The organism is Thalassobaculum sp. (genome assembly GCF_965223715.1).
Taxonomy (GTDB): domain Bacteria; phylum Pseudomonadota; class Alphaproteobacteria; order Thalassobaculales; family Thalassobaculaceae; genus Thalassobaculum.
The window spans coordinates 1,664,725-1,682,819 of record NZ_OZ245012.1 but is presented as its reverse complement, the minus strand read 5'-3'; the positions used below and the strand labels follow the sequence as shown (position 1 = coordinate 1,682,819).

General features: G+C 68.1%; 15 protein-coding genes. 10 read left to right on the top strand and 5 right to left on the bottom strand.

All coding sequences use genetic code 11. From position 1 onward, the window contains the following. Positions 1–15 precede the first annotated feature (15 nt). Together ACOQOP_RS07870 and ACOQOP_RS07865 are read right to left on the bottom strand one after the other, a co-directional pair. Positions 16–393, bottom strand: a complete 378-nt coding sequence (locus ACOQOP_RS07870) for an AtuA-related protein (RefSeq protein ID WP_420565770.1) — start codon at positions 391–393, stop codon at positions 16–18. Beyond that, positions 393–1,769, bottom strand: coding sequence for an acyclic terpene utilization AtuA family protein (locus tag ACOQOP_RS07865; protein WP_420565769.1), 1,377 nt, complete (start codon positions 1,767–1,769; stop codon positions 393–395). Before ACOQOP_RS07865 ends, ACOQOP_RS07870 begins: the two co-directional genes overlap by 1 nt. A 272-nt stretch (positions 1,770–2,041) precedes the next feature. Here ACOQOP_RS07865 and ACOQOP_RS07860 point away from each other — a divergent pair, with 272 nt between their 5' ends. After that, on the top strand, positions 2,042–2,626 hold the full coding sequence (locus ACOQOP_RS07860) for a hypothetical protein (RefSeq protein WP_420565768.1): 585 nt from the start codon (positions 2,042–2,044) through the stop codon (positions 2,624–2,626). A 216-nt stretch (positions 2,627–2,842) separates the two neighbouring features. Here the strand turns inward: ACOQOP_RS07860 and ACOQOP_RS07855 are convergent, their stop codons facing one another. Then, the gene (locus ACOQOP_RS07855) at positions 2,843–4,378 is read right to left on the bottom strand and encodes a long-chain-fatty-acid--CoA ligase (RefSeq protein ID WP_420566524.1); all 1,536 of its coding nucleotides are present in this window, start codon (positions 4,376–4,378) and stop codon (positions 2,843–2,845) included. 127 nt (positions 4,379–4,505) lie between these two features. Between ACOQOP_RS07855 and ACOQOP_RS07850 the strand changes: the two genes are divergently transcribed. Then, positions 4,506–6,623 (top strand): 3-hydroxyacyl-CoA dehydrogenase NAD-binding domain-containing protein, encoded by a 2,118-nt coding sequence (locus tag ACOQOP_RS07850; protein WP_420565767.1) that lies wholly within the window; start codon positions 4,506–4,508, stop codon positions 6,621–6,623. Between the two features lie 226 nt (positions 6,624–6,849). After that, the gene (locus ACOQOP_RS07845; protein ID WP_420565766.1) at positions 6,850–8,037 is read left to right on the top strand and encodes an IS481 family transposase; all 1,188 of its coding nucleotides are present in this window, start codon (positions 6,850–6,852) and stop codon (positions 8,035–8,037) included. 289 nt (positions 8,038–8,326) lie between these two features. Here ACOQOP_RS07845 and ACOQOP_RS07840 read toward each other — a convergent pair whose 3' ends face one another. After that, positions 8,327–9,466, bottom strand: a complete 1,140-nt coding sequence (locus tag ACOQOP_RS07840; protein WP_420565765.1) for a 2-methylaconitate cis-trans isomerase PrpF family protein — start codon at positions 9,464–9,466, stop codon at positions 8,327–8,329. A gap of 136 nt (positions 9,467–9,602) precedes the next feature. On the opposite strand from ACOQOP_RS07840, the gene ACOQOP_RS07835 reads away from it, so the two are divergent. The 7 genes from ACOQOP_RS07835 to ACOQOP_RS07805 all read left to right on the top strand — a co-directional run bounded on the left by ACOQOP_RS07835 (position 9,603) and on the right by ACOQOP_RS07805 (position 16,482). Then, a complete protein-coding gene (locus tag ACOQOP_RS07835; RefSeq protein WP_420565764.1) occupies positions 9,603–10,124 on the top strand; it encodes a PAS domain-containing protein in 522 nt (173 codons plus the stop codon). Positions 10,125–10,207: 83 nt separating this feature from the next. Further along, positions 10,208–11,422: a CaiB/BaiF CoA transferase family protein gene (locus tag ACOQOP_RS07830; RefSeq protein ID WP_420565763.1), complete on the top strand. Its 1,215-nt coding sequence runs from the start codon at positions 10,208–10,210 to the stop codon at positions 11,420–11,422. Between the two features lie 80 nt (positions 11,423–11,502). After that, a complete protein-coding gene (msrB, locus tag ACOQOP_RS07825) occupies positions 11,503–11,919 on the top strand; it encodes a peptide-methionine (R)-S-oxide reductase MsrB (protein ID WP_420565762.1) in 417 nt (138 codons plus the stop codon). A 22-nt stretch (positions 11,920–11,941) separates the two neighbouring features. Continuing rightward, positions 11,942–12,895, top strand: coding sequence for a D-2-hydroxyacid dehydrogenase family protein (locus ACOQOP_RS07820; RefSeq protein ID WP_420565761.1), 954 nt, complete (start codon positions 11,942–11,944; stop codon positions 12,893–12,895). Positions 12,896–12,914: 19 nt separating this feature from the next. After that, the gene (locus ACOQOP_RS07815; protein WP_420565760.1) at positions 12,915–14,126 is read left to right on the top strand and encodes an MFS transporter; all 1,212 of its coding nucleotides are present in this window, start codon (positions 12,915–12,917) and stop codon (positions 14,124–14,126) included. 76 nt (positions 14,127–14,202) lie between these two features. Then, complete coding sequence (locus tag ACOQOP_RS07810) at positions 14,203–15,732, top strand: amidohydrolase family protein (RefSeq protein WP_420565759.1); 1,530 nt, start codon at positions 14,203–14,205, stop codon at positions 15,730–15,732. 27 nt (positions 15,733–15,759) lie between these two features. Then, positions 15,760–16,482 (top strand): SDR family NAD(P)-dependent oxidoreductase, encoded by a 723-nt coding sequence (locus ACOQOP_RS07805; RefSeq protein ID WP_420565758.1) that lies wholly within the window; start codon positions 15,760–15,762, stop codon positions 16,480–16,482. A 161-nt stretch (positions 16,483–16,643) separates the two neighbouring features. Here ACOQOP_RS07805 and ACOQOP_RS07800 read toward each other — a convergent pair whose 3' ends face one another. Next, entirely contained in the window at positions 16,644–17,894 is a 1,251-nt protein-coding gene (locus ACOQOP_RS07800) for a tetratricopeptide repeat protein (RefSeq protein ID WP_420565757.1), read from the bottom strand. Positions 17,895–18,095 lie beyond the last annotated feature (201 nt).

Sequence of the window (18,095 nt, the reverse complement as noted above, 5' to 3'; positions counted from 1 at the left end):
GCCAGGGGTCGCCCGTCAGCGCGCCCCTTTCTCGGGGTGCAGGACCAGGTCCTCGGGCATGTCCACCTCCATCGCCAGCAGGTGGAAGGCGAAGGACTTGCCGTGGGTGTCGAGGTTCAGGGCCCCGTTCACCCCGCCCTCCAGCACGTCGTCGATGACGAAGTTGAAGGCCGGGAAGGTCGGCAGCTCGTAGCGGGTCACCGCGCTGGCGCCCTTATGGGCGAAGTGCTGCTTCACGGCGGCTTCCGTGACCTGCTCCCGCAGGTAGGGAAAGGCCTCGTCGTGATAGGGGATCAGGCTGATGTTCACCCGGTTCCCCTTGTCGCCGGTGCGGCCATGGGCGACCTCGTGCAGCGGCACCCGCAGGACGCGGCGGTTCTTGGTATCGGCCATCAGGCGCTCTCCTCGACGAGACGGGCCGACGCCGAGACCTTGGCGCGGTCGACCAGGATGGACGCGGTGGTGATCTGCGGCACGATGCGGTGGCGCACGCCGCCGCCGCCGGCCGGGCCCGAGCAGTAGAGCGACAGAACCTCGTCGGCGATCCACTGGGCCATCTGCTTGTCCGGCCCCTTGGTCGCCATGCGCACCCGGTATTCGCCGTCGGTGTCCCAGTCCGCACCCGCCCGCAGGTCGCCGCCGTCGCCGTCGAAGGTGGAGACCGTGCCGATCAGGTCGAAGCGCAGTGGCCAGTTGGTGCCGAGGTCGCGCACCCGGGTGCGCAGGGCCTCGATCGCCAGTTCGGCGCGGCGCCGGGCGTTCGGGCCGGCATAGGTGATCTCGCCTTCGCCGAGCCAGCCGCCCTCGAAGCTGACGGTCGCCTTCAGGGTCGGCGGCCGCTGCTTGCCCTTCGCCCCGGTGATCTTCACCCGGTCGGGGCCGACCTCCTCGATCGCCACGCCGGTGATGTCCAGCACCACGTCGGGGGTCAGGTAATTGGCCGGGTCGTGCATCTCGTAGAGGAGCTGTTCCTTGACCGTGCGGTGGCTGACCAACCCGCCGGTCCTGTCGGCCTTGGTGATGGTGACGGTGCCGTCGGCCTCGACCTCGGCGATGGGGAAGCCGACATGGCCGAAATCGGGAACGTCCTTGTATCCAGGGTCGGCGAAATAGCCGCCGGTGACCTGGGCGCCGCATTCCAGCAGATGGCCGCACATGGTGCCGGCGGCGATCCGGTCGAGATCCTCGAAGCTCCAGCCGTGCTCATGGATCAGTGGGCCGAGCGCCAGGGCCGGGTCGGCGCAGCGGCCGACCACCACCACGTCGGCGCCCATGGCCAGCGCATCGGCGATCGCCTGGGCGCCGAGATAGACATTGGCGGCGACCAGACGGCCTTCGGGCATCTCCAGCCCTTCCACCGCCTTGTGGCCGCGGATGTCGCCCTCGCTCATCACCGCGGTGAGATCGTCGCCCTCCACGACGGCGACCTTGAGGCCGTCGACTCCTTCCTCCTTGGCCATCTCCAGGATGCGCTTCGCACCCGCGGTCGGATTGGCGGCGCCGAAATTGGAGACGACCCGGATGCCTGCTTCCTTCGCCTTGGCCAGGACCGGGCGCAGGATGCGCTCCAGATAGGGGGAGTAGCCTTTGGTGGGATCCTCGATCTTCGCCTGCTGGGCTAGCGCCAGGGTCCGCTCTGCCAGGGTCTCATACATCAGGTACCGCGGCCCCTCGCGGGTGGCGAGCGTGGCGACGATGGGAACGGCGGCGTCCCAGCGGTCTCCGGCGAAGCCGGCTCCGCAGCCGATATGGACGGTCTTGCCCGACACGGTTTCCTCACTTGTGCTTGGTGGCGCTTTCTTGGTTGCTGGCAGCGTAGCCCCGGCGGGCGAGGGGCGTCGAGAGGTCGAAAACCGCCGGGCGGGTGAGGTGCCGTGGACCCGCGGGGCGTGACTGAGAAGTCAGTTTCAGCCGGCCGGCCCGGCACGGAGCCATGTCCTGTCTCCGGTTATGTATCTTTTTATCCGGTTTCAATCGATCCGGGTTCGCAACGAGGAGGGCGCGCGATTTCGGGTTCAGGTCGCCCGGCCGCGATGGGATGATGACTGAAACCACAAACGGAGTGCAGGCCATGATCGACACCCTGGTGGGCGATATCCGACGCATCCTGCGCGACGCGCCGGCCAGCGCGCCCATGCTGGCCGCCCTGACCGAGCGGCTGGCACCGCTGGCGGAGGACACGTCCTGGATCGGCGACGACCTCTACGAGACCGATGCGACCCAGGGTTTCGGCATTTCCATCCTGCACGAGGAGCCGGATGACGGCTTTCTGCTGGAGACCGTGTGCTGGGAGCCCGGGCGCGGGGTGGCTCCGCACGACCACCAGACCTGGGGCGTGGTGATGGGACTGACCGGGGAGGAGATCAATGTCGACTGGCGCCGGGTCGACGACGGGGCGCAACCGGGCAGGGCGTCGCTGGAGCAGGCGGGGGAGACGGTCGTCACCGGCGGGGTGGTGAAGACCTTCCGGCCGGACGACATCCACTCCATCCGCAACGACTCCGACGGGCCGTCCCTGTCGCTCCACCTCTACGGCCGCAGCCTCGCAAAGACCGACCGCAGCGAGTTCAACCCGCTGGCGGGGACGGTCGTTCCGTGTCCGAAACGGGTTCGCCGGACGGGATAGGGGAACCGCTAACCCACCGAGGTGAGGTGAGGAATGAAGCGGAACAATATCCCTCCTTCGTCATCCCGGCGAACTCCGGGCTCGACCCGGAGATCGGCCGGGACCAAGCACGACCGTCAGGGGCCGGGTCCCGGGCGGCACCCGGATCAATCCCGGATTAAATCCGGGACGGGCGCTCCCGGGATGACGGGCATTTGGTGAAAGAGCAGACGGCCGCTAGCTCAACTCCCGCTTCAGGATCTTCCCCGTGGCGTTCATCGGCAGCGCATCCCGGAATTCCACGATCCGGGGATACTTGTGCGCCCCCATCTGTTCCCGTGCCCAGGCGATCAGGCGGCTCTCGCAGATCGCCGCGCCCGGCACCCGGACGGCGACCGCCTTGACCTCCTGGCCGTGCTCCTCGTGGGGCACGCCGATCACCGCGACGAGCGAGATCTCCGGGTGGGTGATGAGAATCTCCTCCACCTCGCGCGGATAGACGTTCATCCCGTTGCGGATGATCATCTCCTTCTTGCGGTCGACGATGAACAGGTAGCCGTCCGCGTCCAGCAGCCCGATGTCGCCGGTATGGAACCAGCCGCCGCGGAACGCCTCTTCCGTCGCCTCGGGGTCGTTGAGGTAGCCCTTCATCACGCAATGGCCGCGCACGACGACTTCGCCCCGCTCGCCGCGCGGCAGCTCGGCTCCGTCGTCGTCTACGATCCGCACCTGAACGCCCCAGAGCGGGGTTCCGACCGAGCCCGGCTTGCGCGGCATGCCCGGGGCGTGGGTGGTGGCCGCCGGCGAGGTCTCGCTCAGCCCGTAACCCTCGCGGATCTCGGTGCCGAACCGGGCGTCGAACCGGCGCATGATGTCCACCGGCAGGGAGGCGCCGCCCGAGGTGATGCCGCGGATGCTGGCGAAGGCCTCGGCGCCGATCCCGTCCTTCTCCGCATGGGTCAGCATCGCCCAATACATGGTCGGCACGCCGGAGAAGCGGGTGACGCCCTCGCGCTCGATCAGTCGGAGCACCGTGGCGGCGTCGAATTTCGGCACCAGCACCAGGGTGGCCCCGCCGGACAGCCCGGCCGCCATCTGACAGACCTGTCCGAAGATGTGGAACAGCGGCAAGGCCACGAGCAGCACCTCGTCGCTGCCCCACACCCCGTTGTTGCGGATCATCAGGGCGTGGATCAGCAGGTTGGCATGGGTGAGCTCCGCCCCCTTCGGCCGACCCGTCGTGCCGGAGGTGTAGACCACCACGGCGGTGTCGGCGGCCGAGCGGTTGACGGTATCGAAGAAGCCGTCTCCCTCGGCCAGGTCGTCCAGCGCCGGGTGGCCGTCGGCCGGCCGCTCGCCGTCCTCGGTCGCGATCCAGGCGAACAGGCCGCAGCTCTCCACCCGATCGAACGCCGCCAGCCCCTCGCGGCCGACGGGGGCGGTCGGTGAACCGACGTGGCACAGGAACGCCGCCGCCCCGGAATGCCGGAGCATGTAGGCGATCTCGTCGGCCTTCAGCAGCAGGCTGACCGGCAGCACGGTGGCGCCGGTCTTCAGGATGGCGAAATAGGCGGTGGGGAAGGCGGGAACGTTGGGGCAGGCCAGCGCCACGATGCTGCCGGGGCCGATCCCGCGGGCCGCCAGCCCGGCCGCGAGCCGGCTCGCGGCACGGTCCAGTGCCCGGTAGGTCAGCCGGCGCGCGCCGCAGACCACCGCCTCCCGCTCGGGATACAGGGTCGCCGAGGCCTCCAGCGCATGGGCCAGATTGACCATTGTCACGCTCAGTTCCTCCCGGGTGCGTTTTTGCGATAGCGTCGCGGGCTTCGTGTCGTCTGGCAAGCGCAGCCGCGGGCTGATATCGAAGACGCAACGTAAAAGACCGAACCGGAGAGGAAACGAGATGAGCGCCGTGATCGAAGAGCGCCGGGGGCGCATCGCGCTGCTGCGGCTGAACAACCCGCCGGTGAACGGCCTGGGCTGGCCGGTCCGCGAGGGGCTGGACGCGGCGGTCGCCCGGCTCGGCGCCGATCCGGAGGTCGACGGGATCGTGCTGACCGGCGACGGACGGATGTTCTGCGCCGGGGCCGATATCCGCGAGTTCGGCACCACCCCGCCGGAGCATGTGCGCCGCCTGACCCCGATCCTCGACGACATGGAGAGCCTGGATAAGCCGGTGGTCGCCGCCATTCATGGCGTGGCCGCCGGCGGCGGCATGGAGCTGGCGCTGGGCTGCCACTACCGGGTCTGCGGCCCGAAGACCAAGCTCGGCCTGCCCGAGGTCACCCTCGGTATCCTGCCGGGGGCCGGCGGGACCCAGCGCATGCCGCGGGTGGCCGGCGTCTCCAAGGCGCTGGACCTGATCGTCTCCGGCCGGCTGATCTCCGAGAAGGAGGCCTATGAGGCCGGCATCGTCGACGAGCTGGTGGAGGGCGACGTCGCCGCGGTGATCGACGCGGCCGTGGCCGCCGCGCAGCGCCTGGCCGCATCGGGCGAGGCACCGCCCCGCGCGGGCCAGCGCACCGACAAGCTGCAGGAGGCCAGGGACAATCCGGGCCTGTTTGACGACTTCCGTAAATCCATGGCCAAGCGGGCGCGCGGCATGAACGCGCCCTATGCCTGCGTGCGCTGCGTGGAGGCGGCGACCCGGCTCGACCTCCCCGAGGGGCTGGCGTTCGAGCGCGCGGAGTTCGAGCAGCTCGTCAACGCGGTGGAGGCGCAGTCCATGCGCCACGCCTTCTTCGCCGAGCGCGAGGTGGCCAAGATCCCCGACGTGCCGAAGGACACCCCGACCCGGCCGGTGCAGAAAGTCGGCGTGGTCGGCTGCGGCACCATGGGCGGCGGCATCGCCATGGTCTTCGCCAATGCCGGCCTGCCGGTGACGGTGGTGGAGAGCGCGCAGGATGCGCTGGACGCAGGTCTGGAAAAGATCCGGAAGAACTATGCGGCCACCGTCTCCAAGGGCCGGCTGGCCCAGGCGGCGATGGACAAGCGCATGGGCCTGATCACCGGCACCACCGATATGGGCGCGCTGGCGGATGTGGACATGGTCGTTGAGGCCGTGTTCGAGGACATGGCGGTCAAGAAGGACCTGTTCGCCAAGCTCGACGGCATCTGCAAGCCGGGCGCGATTCTGGCGACCAACACCTCCACCTTGGACGTGAACGAGATCGCCTCGGCCACCAAACGGCCCCAGGACGTGATCGGCACCCACTTCTTCAGCCCGGCCAACGTCATGCGGCTGATGGAGAACGTGCGCGGCAAGGAGACGGCCGACGACGTGATCGCCACGGTGATGACCCTGTCCAAGACGCTGGGCAAGGTCGGCGTGCTGGTCGGGGTCTGCCACGGCTTCGTCGGCAACCGCATGCTCCACCAGTACCTGCGCGAGGCGATGTTCCTGGTGGAGGAGGGGGCGTTGCCGCAGGATATCGACCGGGTGATGTACGATTTCGGCATGCCCATGGGTCCGTTCGCCATGTGCGATCTGGCCGGCAACGATGTCGGCTGGCGGGTGCGCCAGGAGCAGATCAAGGCCAATGGCGGCAAGCCTTCCAATGGCCGTTACTCGGGCACGATCGCCGACAAGATCTGCGATCGCGGCTGGTTCGGGCAGAAGACGGGCAAGGGCTGGTTCAAATACGCCGACGGCCGCACGCCGGAGCCGGACCCGGAGGTCGAGGCGATCATCGTGGAGACCTCCAGGGAACTCGGCATCGAACGCCGCGCGGTGTCGGATGAGGAGATCCTGGAGCGCTGTCTTTATCCGCTGGTGAATGAGGGGGCGAAGATCCTGGACGAGGGCATCGCGCTGCGGTCGAGCGACATCGACGCGGTCTGGATGCACGGCTACGGCTTCCCGCGCTACCGGGGCGGCCCGATGTTCTGGGCCGACAAGGTGGGGCTGAAGACCATCGCGGCGAAGCTGCAGGCGTTCGAGAAGGCCCACGGCCCCTGGATGGCCCCGAGCCCGCTGCTGCTGAAGCTGGCGGACGAGGGGAAGGGGTTCGGGGACGTGTGAGCGCCACTCTCATCCAAGCTCGTTCCCCGGTCCCTCTCGCTCCCCACCCCATCTCATTCCCCACCCCATCTCACTCCCCGGACCTGTTCCGGGGCCTACGTCCGGGGCGATCGCGCACGCTGAAGAGTGGGCCCCGGACTAAATTGTTCAGCCCGGAGAGATAGCGGACAGGTGTTCGGGGAGATGGTTGACACTTTAGGCATGTGATCAGCGCGGGAGGCTGGGCATGCCGTGGAGAGAGGTGTCTGCCATGGAACAGCGTCTTGAGTTTGTGACGCTTGCGTTGTCGGAAGGGGCGAACCGTCGGGAGTTGTGCCGGCGTTTTGGGATCAGTGCGCAGACGGGCTACAAATGGCTCCGGCGGTGGCAGGATGGGGCGGAGGGTCTGTGTGACCGCTCGCGGCGGCCGCATGGGAGCCCGGCGCGGACAGCGGCGGACGTGGAGGCGGCGATCCTGGCGGTGCGCGATGCGCACCCGGCGTGGGGAGCGCGCAAGATCGCGCGCTGTTTGAGCCGCGAGGGTCTTGCCGCACCCGCCCCGTCGACGGTGCATGCGGTGCTGCAGCGTCATGGTCGGATCGGTGGCGGGAGCGGCGGCGACAACCATCACTACCGGCGCTTCGAGAAGCCGGCGCCGAACCTGCTGTGGCAGATGGACTTCAAGGGCCGCGTGCCGCTGGCCGGCGCCGGCTGGTGCCATCCGCTGACGGTGATCGACGATCACTCGCGCTACGCGCTTTGCCTTGCCGCCTGCGGCGACCAGCGCACGGCGACGGTGCGCAGCGCCCTGGAAGGGGCCTTTTGCCGCTATGGCCTGCCCGAGGCGTTCTTCCTCGACAACGGCTCGCCCTGGGGCGGCGGCGTGCCGGGACAGTGGACGCCGCTCGGGGTGTGGCTGCTCAAGCTCGGCGTGGAGGTCATCCACAGCCGCCCCTACCATCCCCAGTCGCGCGGCAAGAACGAGCGCTTCCACCGCACCCTCAACGCCGAGCTGCTGGCCTGCAACCGGTTCCGCGACCTCGCCTGCGCCCAGACGGCCTTCGATGCCTGGCGCAGCGTCTACAACACCCGCAGGCCGCACGAGGCTCTCGGTCAGGAGGTCCCGGCGACCCGATACGCCGTCTCGCCGCGTCCCTTCATCGATCCGCCGCCCGAGATCGTCTATGACGACGGCGAGACGCTGCGCACCGTCAACCAGTCCGCCAACATCAGCTTCCGAAACCGCCTCTGGCGCGTGCCCAAGGCCTTCCGCGGTGAACGCGTCGCCATCCGGCCACGCGACCACGACGGCCGGTTCGGCGTCTTCTTCGGCGCCAAGCGCATCGCAACTATTGACGTCAACAACGACGAAAACACTAATCCGGAAACCGTCAGCCATGTCTCCGAACAGGCGTCAACCTTCTCTCCGGGCTGAACAACCTGTTCCGGGGCGAGGCTTGTGGAGTGCGCGCGAGCTGACGGCTTGCCCCGGAACAAGTTCGGGGAATGAGGTTTGTTTCCCATGCGTCAGGGTGTGTGGGTTGGGGGAGAAAGCACGGGTTCTCTCCTCCACCTCCAACCATTCTACACTCCCCGGACCTGTTCCGGGGCGAGGCTTGTGGAGCGCGCGCGAGCTGACGTCTTGCCCCGGAACAAGTCCGGGAGTGAACTTGAGGGGAGTGAACGAGAGGGGAAAGAATTAGGGGGGAGTGAACGGGAGCGGATCAGCCGTGCGGCAGCCGCACCCAGCCTTCCATGAGCCGGCGCTGGGTGCGTTCCACGGAGATCGCCCGCGCCTCCCAGGTCCCATCATCCGCCATAGCCACATCCGCCGCCAGCTCCACCACCCCCGAGGGCGAGCAGATCCGCACCTTCGGGTCGCTCCCCCGGCGCAGACGGTGCGGCACCGAGCCCACCACCCCGCAGGCCGCCGACAGGCACATCGCTCCGGTGCCGGTGACCGCCTTGTGGCACTTCTCCATCGACAGGATGCGGATCAGGATGTCGTGCTCCGCCGCCGCGATCCGCTCGCCGGCGATGGTCGTGCAGTCGGCCGGGGCCGCCAGGATCGCGATCTTCGGGTTGGACAGCGGCACGTCCTGGGGCCGTTCCGCCATGCCCATCGCCACCCCCGCCTGGCGCCGCAGGTCGTCCATCGCCGCCATGAATACCCGGTCCGCGTCCAGCGCATCGGGGTGCTCGGTCGCGGTCTTGCCGAAGGAGGCGGCGTCGACGAAGACGACCGGGTTGGTCGCATCCACCAGGGACGCCTCCACCGGACCGATGCCGCTCACGTCGAACGTGTCCACCACGTTGCCCGTGGGCAGGAAGGCCCGGGTCATCGCCCCGCCCGGATGCACGTAGTCCAGCCGCACCAGCGCCGCACTGCCCGACACCCCGGCCAGCACATAGTCGCCGACCTCCACCGCCCGTCCGCCGCGCACCTCGAAATGGGCGTGGTAGATCTTGGACGTGTTGGTGTTGAACACCCGCACGACCGCGGGCCCGTCCGGCACCGTCACCAGCCCCTCGTCGACGGCGAAGGGGCCGACCGCGCTGGAGAGATTGCCGCAGGTCTGGGCGTAATCGACCAGGGGCTTGTCCACCACCACCTGGGCGAAGGTGAAGTCCACATCCGCATCCTCGCGCTCCGACGGGGCGATGATCACCGCCTTGGAGACCGACGAGTACCCGCCGCCCATGCCGTCGAGCTGGCGACCATAGGGGTCGGGGCTGCCGATCACCGTCAGAAACAGCCCGTCCCGCGCCGCCTGGTCGGCCGGCAGATCGCGGGCATGGAAGAACACGCCCTTGCTGGTGCCGCCGCGGATGAAGACGGCGGGGATGCGGTTGGCGTCGGTCATGGACGGTCCGGAAGAAGGGGGTTGAGCATCCGGCCAGCATTTTCCGAAAATCAGTTTGAAGTCCATGGGGAACCGGCGTACGCAGCATATTCACGGCCGGACATCGGTTGACGCCACCTGAGGGGATCGCACCGATATGGTCGATCTGGAGGAACGGGCGCTCTGGCTGTCGCTCGGCGACAGCGGCGAGGCGATCGAGGACCTCGATCTGGAATACCTGTTCGGCTACTGGAGCCGGGCGGCCGGACCCGGGCCCGCGCCGAAACGCTCGGACATCGATCCGCCCCTGGACCTGCCGGATTTCCTGCCGACCACGATCCTGTTCGACGTGGTGCGCGATGCGGCCGGAGTGTTCCAGACCCTGCGCTACCGCCTGATCGGCACGCTGCTCGTCGAATATGCCGGGCGCGACCCGACCGGCCTCACCGTCGAGCAGGCCTTCGGCGCGGAGTTCAAGCAGCGCGACCGCGAGATCTACGGCCGGGTGATCGCTGAGCACGCCTGCTATCGCGGCCAGCGGGTCTCGCTGGTCGACCGCCGCCAGCTTTTCGAGAGTTACAGCCGCCTGGTCCTGCCGCTGCTCGGCGACCGCAGCGGTACCGTCGACATCGTGTGGTGCTGGATCAAGTTCGACCGGATGATCGACATTCTGCCGTAGCCGTTTGCGGGCGGCTCTCGTGCTCTTCCGCTTTCGCCGACCCGCCGTTAGGCTGCACGCGCTTACCCTTCGGGAGGATATCGGTGGCGAATGAGAAGACGTCCGGCGGCACACTCGCCGGGATCAAGGTTGTCGACTGCACCCGTGTGCTCGGCGGGCCGTACTGCACCCAGATGCTGGGCGACCACGGCGCCGAGATCATCAAGATCGAGCCGCCCCAGGGCGACGAGGTGCGCGACTGGGGACCGCCCTTCGACGACGGCAAGGACGCCAGCTACTTCCTCGGCGTGAACCGCAACAAGCGGTCGCTTGCCCTCGACCTGTCCACCGATCGCGGCAAGGAGGTCCTCCTGCGCCTGCTGGAGGAGGCGGACGTGCTGGTCGAGAACTACAAGCCGGGCTCGATGGAGAAATGGGGCCTGGGCTACGAGCAGGTGCTGAAGGAGCGCTTCCCGAAGCTGGTCCACTGCCGGATCTCCGGCTTCGGCGCCGACGGCCCCTATGGCGGCTTCCCGGGCTATGACGGGATCATCCAGGCCATGGTCGGCCATTTCTCGATCAACGGCGCGCCCGAGGCCGGGCCGGTCCGTCTCGGCATTCCGATGGTCGATATCGGTACCGGGCTGTACTCGTGCAACGCCATCCTGATGGCGCTGCTGGAGCGCGAGCGTTCGGGCCACGGCCAGTATATCGACATGACCCTGTACGATTGCGGCCTGGCGCTGATGCACCCCCATGTCGCCAACTACTCGCTGTCCGGCCGGGTGCCGAAGCTGACCGGCAACCAGCACCCGAACATCAGCCCCTACGACCTGTTCAAGACCGCGACCGTCGACATCTTCGTCGCCGGCGGCAACGACCGGGCGTTCAAGAAGCTCTGCAAGGAGCTGGGCAAGCCGGAGCTGGGCGACGACCCGCGCTACGCCACCAACGGCGACCGGCTGAACAACCAGGACAGCCTGCGGACCGAGCTGCAGGCCCTGCTGGCCGAGGTCGACGGCAACGAGCTGTGCGACCGCCTGCTGGCCGCCGGGTTGCCGGTCGGGCCGATGCGCAACACCGAGGAGGTGATGACCCACCCGCACACCATCCACCGCGGCATGGCGGCGGAGAAGGACGGCTGGAAGGGCTGGGGCATCCCGATCAAGTTCTCCCGCACCCCGGGCGAGATCAAGCGCCGCCCGCCGCGCTTCGGCGAGCACGGCCGCGAGCTGCTGGAGGAGAACGGGTTCAGCGCCGAGGAGGTCGACGGCCTGATCGCCGACGGCACCGTGCTCGAGGCGCGTCGCAAGTCGTGATCGATACCCGGCCCCGGCGGCGGTGACGTCGCCCGGGTCGGGCCCCATCTCTATCGGGACGGAAGATTGAGGAGGATCTGATGACCGACAAGATCGAAAAGACCGATGCCGAGTGGAAGGCCCAGCTCACGCCCGAACAGTACAAGGTGGCGCGCAAGCACGGCACCGAGCGGCCCTTCACCAACGCCTATCACGACAGCAAGACCCCCGGCACCTATGTCTGCGTGTGCTGCGGCCAGCCGCTGTTCGACAGCGAGACCAAGTACGACAGCGGCACCGGCTGGCCGAGCTTCTGGGCGCCGATCAGCGAGGAGGCCGTCGGCACCAAGACCGACCGCTCCTTCTTCATGACCCGAACCGAGGTCCATTGCAGCAAGTGCGAGGCCCATCTGGGGCACATGTTCCCGGACGGACCGGCGCCGACCGGCCTGCGCTACTGCATGAACTCGGCGAGCATGGTTCTGCATGAAAAACAAAAGGATCAGGAAGCTTCCTGATCTGAAATATGAGGAAACGCCCGTGCCCAAGATCGCGATTCTGGACGACTATGCCAACGCCGCCCTGACCAGCGCCGACTGGTCGAGCCTGCCCGACGGATTCGAGCCGGTGGTCTTCACCGACAACCTGGTGGCGGTGGAGCCGCTGGTTGAGCGGCTGAAGGAATTCGAGATCGTCTGCGCCATGCGGGAGCGCACGCCGTTCCCGGGCGAGGTGTTCAAGCGCCTGCCGAACCTGAAGCTGTTCATCACCTCGGGCATGCGCAACAACGCGGTCGACTTCAAGACCGCCAAGGAGATGGGCGTCGTCACCTGCGGCACCGACAGCCCCGGCTCCAGCACGGTGGAACTCACCTGGGCGCTGATCCTGGGCACCATGCGCAACGTCGCCTTCGACCACCTGACCATGAAGCAGGGCGGCTGGCAGGAGCGCACGGGCATGGCCGTCTCCGGCAAGACGCTCGGTGTCGTCGGTCTCGGCAAGCTGGGCGGCATGGTGGCGGAGATCGCGCCGAAATTCGGCCTCGACGTCATCGCCTGGTCGCCGAACCTGAAGCAGGAGCGCTGCGACGAGCTGGGCGTGGAGAAGGTGTCGAAAGAGGAGCTGTTCAGCCGGGCCGACATCGTCACCATCCACATGATCCTGTCCGACCGCTCGCGCGGCCTGATCACCTCGGAGGATTTCGGCCGGATGAAACCGTCCGCCATCCTGGTGAACACCTCGCGCGGCCCGATCGTCGAGCAGCAGGCGCTGATCGACGCGCTGACCAAGGGCAAGATCCGGGCGGCGGCGGTCGACGTCTACGACCAGGAGCCGCTGCCGACCGACCATCCGTTCCGCAAGATCGACAACCTGCTGACCACGCCCCATGTCGGCTACGTGACCCAGGAATCCTACAGGACGTTCTACAGCCAGATGGTGGAGAACATCCGGGCCTGGGTCGACGGCGCGCCCACGAGGGTCATCGGCGGCTGAGTGCCGCCGGTCGCGGGTCATGCCGTTCCGCACCAAGGGGGCCTCGCTCGCCGTCCTCGCCTATGCCGAGGTGGCGGCAATGTCCCTGTGGTTCTCCGCCTCCGCCGTGATGCCGGCGCTGCGGGAGGAGGCGGCGCTTTCCGATTTCCAGCAATCGGCCTTCACCAGCGCGGTGCAGGCGGGCTTCGTCGCCGGCAGCCTGACCAGCGCGTTCCTGGCGCTGGCCGACCGGATCGACCCGCGACGCTTCTTCACGATCTCCGCCCTGGTCGCGGCAACGGCGAACGCGCTGATCCTGACCGTCGATCCGACCTCGCCGGTGGTGTTGGTTCTGCGTTTCATCACCGGCGCCTGCATCGCCGGCATCTATCCGGTGGGCATGAAGATCGCGGCGAGCTGGGCCAAGGGCGATCTCGGCCTGCTGGTCGGATTTCTGGTCGCGGCCCTGACCTTGGGCTCGGCCTCGCCGCATCTGGTGAACGGCCTGATCCTGATCGACTGGCGCTGGACCATCGCCGTGACCTCCGCCCTGGCGGTCAGTTCGGCGCTGGCGATCCGCTTCGCCGGCAGCGGGCCGCTGATGACCGTCGGCGCCCGCTTCGATCCGAAATCGGCACTCTGGGCCTGGAAGCTACCAGCCCTGCGCCTCGCCAATTTCGGCTATTTCGGCCACATGTGGGAACTGTACGCCGCCTGGGCCTGGCTCGGCGTGTTCCTGGACGCGAGCTTCCGGCTGGTGATGGACGAGGGGGCGGCGATCACCTGGGCCCGGCTCGCCACCTTCGCCACCATCGCCGTTGGGTCCGCCGGCGCCTTCGCCGCGGGCGTGCTGGCCGACAAGGTCGGGCGGACGGCCGTCACCTCCATCGCCATGGCGGTCAGCGGGATCTGCTCGCTCACCGTCGGCCTGTTCTTCGGCGGCCCGCCGCTGCTGCTGGTCGCGATCTGCCTGATCTGGGGGGTGAGCATCATCGCCGACAGCGCCCAGTTCTCGGCCTCGGTGGCGGAGCTGTCGAACCGTTATCTGGTCGGCACCATGATCACCCTGCAGACCGCCATCGGCTTCCTGCTGACCCTGGTGAGCATCCACCTGATGCCGGTCTTCGTCGACGCGGTGGGATGGACCTGGGCCTTCGCGCCGCTCGCCCTGGGCCCGGCCTTCGGCATATGGGCGATGCTGAAGCTGCGGGCCCATCCGGATGCCATCAAGCTCGCCGGCGGCCGCCGGTGATCCGCACCAGAAGAACGGGTTCCCGCGCGCCGGCCGCGTCGTATCATCGGTCCCGTCCAACGGTTGGGAGGATGCCATGCCGATCTTGATCCGGGCCCGCTGGGTCTTCGTCCAGGACGCGTCCGATCCGGCACCCCGGCGGCTCGACGATGCCGCCGTTCTGGTGCGGCACGGGGTGATCGTGGAGATCGCGCCGGCCGCCGATCTGTGCGCCCGGTATCCGGACGCGCCGACCTTCGGGGACGGGACCCAGGCGCTGCTGCCCGGGCTGATCAACGCCCATCACCATTCCAACGCCATCACCCATATCCAGCACGGCATTGAGGACGGGGTGCTGGAGCCGTGGATCCTGGGCAATCCCCGCATGCGCTGGACCAACCCGCGGCTGCGCACCCTGGTGGCGGCGGGACGGCTGTTGCAGACCGGGGTGACCGCCGTGGTCGACATGGCCTCGGTCGGCAACGCCTACGCTTCCGGCCATGACGACCTCGCCGCCCGGCTGGACGCCTATGAGGAGAGCGGCATCCGCGGCCATCTGGCGGGCGGGGTCAGCTTCTACAGCCGTCTGGTGCACCGCGAGGACGAGGCCTTCGTCGCCCAGCTTCCGGGCGATCTGGCCCGGCGGGTCCGGGCCCATTTCCTCGATGCCGACAAGGGCAGCGAGCGGGACTATCTCGCCCTGATGGACAGCCTGATCGACCGGGCGAAGGACATGAAACGGGCCCGCGCCTGGTACGGCCCGCCCGGCCCGCAATGGGTCGGCGACGACCTCATGGTCGCCATCGCCGACGGGGCCGAACGGCACGACACCGGCATCCAGACCCATGTGCAGGAAAGCCTGTACGAGCGGCTGGAAGCGGAGCGGGCGCTCGGCAAGTCAATGACCGCGCATCTGAAGGATCTGGGCGTGCTGTCGCCGCGCATCTCCTTCGCCCATGCGGTCTGGTCGTCGCAGCGGGACGTCGAAATCCTGTCGGAGACCGGGGCGGCGATCTCCCACAATCCAAGCTCCAACCTGCGCCTGCGCTCCGGCGTGGCGCCCCTGAACGGCTTTATTGCCGGCGGGGTGACCACCGGCCTCGGCATGGACGGCACCACGATCGGCGACGACGAGGACATGTTCGCCGAGATCCGCCTGGCCCACCGGCTGCACCGCACGCCGCGGATCGGCGCGCCGGCGCCGACGCTGGAACAGAGTTTCGGCCTGGTGACCACCGGCGGTGCGAAATTGCTGCGCCGAGAGGACGAGCTCGGCCGCATCGCGCCGGGCATGATCGCCGACTTGGTGCTGGTGAATGTCGAACGCCTGAGCTGGCCCTATGTCGCGCCCGAGGCCGATCCCTTCGCGGTGGTCCTGCAACGCGCCAAGCAGGGCGACGTGGACACGGTGATCGTCGGCGGCGAGGTCGTGCTGCAGGACGGCTGGCCCACCCGCTTCGACCTGAAGGCGGTCGCCGCCGAACTGGCCGAGCAGGTCGCGGCACTGCCCTACGACCGGGACTATGCCGATCTCTATGCCGAGCTTAGGCCGCATGTCGAAGCCTGGTACGCCGCCTGGGAGGTGCCGGAGATGGACCCCTGGATCGCCCACAACTCACGAACCTGATCTGAAAGACCAAAAGGGAGAAGACGCATGGAACGGGCATTGGTGACCGGAGGGTCGCGTTCGATCGGCCGCGGGATCGTCCAACGGCTGGTGGAAGACGGCTACGAGGTCGTGATCCTCGACCGGGTGGAGCCCGATCCGCCGCTTCAGACCCGCTGGATCAATGTCGACCTGATGAACGCCGACGCGATCCATGCCGCGCTCGACTACGTGCTCAAGGACGGGCCGATCACCCGGGTATGCCACAATGTCGGCCATGTGAAGCCGGCCGACCTGGACGGCACGACCCTGGAGGATTTCGACGCGGTCATGGGCCTCAACGTGAAGCCGATCCTGACCATCACCCAGCGTCTGGTCGAGGGCATGCGGGCGGAGGGCTTCGGCCGCATCGTCTCCATCTCCTCGCGCGCCGCCATGGGCAAGCAGCTCCGCACCGCCTATTCGGCGTCGAAGGCGGCGATCCACGGCATGACCCGGACCTGGGCGCTGGAGCTGGCGCGCAGCGGCATCACCGTAAACGCCATCGGGCCGGGCGCCATCCAGACGCCGCTCTGGGCCGCCGCCAACCCGGACGACGACCCGCGTACCCAGAGGATCATCGACGGCATCCCGGTCGGCCGGCTCGGTACGCCGGAGGACATCGCCAACGGCGTGAGCTTCTTCATGGACAAGCGCTCCGGCTTCGTGACCGGGCAGGTCATGTATATCTGCGGCGGCTACTCCATCGGCGCGGTCGGGGCCGGGTCCTGACGGTCCGATAGGCAGAACCGATCGCTTCCATACCGTCCTTCGATTGGAAGCGCGGGCCGTAAGCGGCGATAACCCCGCCGCGACGGTCCGATCCTCCCTCCAGAGCCGGACCGGCGCCGGCGCGGGGTCACCTTCGGGTGGCCCCGTTCCAGTTTAAGACGTCAGGTGTTCTGGCGGATCGGCGTTTGGGACGGCGTCGGCGCCGGCGGGGCGGCGTCCGGCTTGCTCTGAGGCAGGGAAGGGGCCGTCGAGGGAGCAGTGGAAGGGGCCGTGGCCTTGCCCTGGCCGTGCCAGCTCGGCAGCGTGGTCGTGCGGCGCTCCAGCGGCCGCATGTCCTCGGCCGAGACCCAGTAGTAGAGCAGGGCGACCTCCGGATAGGTCTCGAAATAGACCAGGTTGTCCGTCGCCTTCTGCAGCATCATGTCGCCCTTGGTCGGCTCGCCCATCGCATGCAGCACGCCGGACAGGTACCAGTAGGCCGCCGTCGAGGTCGGCTGCAGGTAGATCGCGTATTCCAGATCGCTCTTCGCGGTCAGCAGGTTGCCCTTGCCCCAATGGGCCACGGCGCGCAGCACATAGGCCGCCGACAGCAGTACCGGATCGCCCGTCATCGGCCAGTAGGCGGGCTCGGAGATGAAGCTGGTCTGGGCGATCGCCTCGTCGTAGCGGTCGAGCTGGACCAGGGCGAGCGCCAGGTTGAGCCGGACCACGTGGAAGTGCGGGTCGTCCTTCAGGGCGGCGTTGAACCACCCGATCGCGCCCTCGGTGTCGTTGCGGTCGAGCGCGATGATGCCCTTCAGGTTCTCAAGCTGCGCCCTGGTGTCGGTATGGACCGTGCTGCGCACCCGGGCGAGCAGGTCGTCCAGCTCCGCCTCGACCTCGTCGAGACTGTCCGGGTTGAGGGTGAAGCGGGATAGCACCGCGGTATAGGGGTCGAGCTCGCGGAAGGTGCGGTAGGCCGCCTCCTCGATCATCTGGTCGATGTTCTTCTCCGCCCCGTCGACGGAGATCGAGAAGCGGCCGAACAGGGGCGAGCGGCCGGTCAGCTCGATCGTATCGGTCTCGCCGTGCTGGACCGCGGCGGCGAAGAGCTTCGGCGGGGCGAAGCCGACGAGCTGCTGGGCCGCCTCCAGGGAATCCTGCAGGTTCACCACCGAAGCCAGCGCGGCGGAGAAGGAGGGCGCGTCGCTCGACTTGATGACCGGCGCCTTGACCAGGGACTTGGTGTCGGCGATCACCGACAGGTCGCTGATCAGGTGCTGCTCGACCACCTCGGCGGAATAGCCCGCCTCCTCGAACTTGGCCGCCACGTGGGAGTCCAGGAACAGCGTGTTCGCGTTCAGCACGGTGTCCACCGACACCAGCCCGACCGCGATCAGCAGCCCGTAAATCGTCGCCAGTGAGATCTCCAAGGCCCGCCCCCCGTTGCGCCGTAGATCCGATCTTCACTCTGTGAGGGAAGATTGCGGGGCATTTTAGCGTTTGTCGGCCTGGAGGTTCAATCGATGCTTGACCGTTTGGAGAGGCGACGAACTCAAGAGAATAAAAACACGCCGTCATCCCGGCGAGGCCCGGGCTCGACCCGGGGCTCGGCCGGGACCCAGGAGAACGGT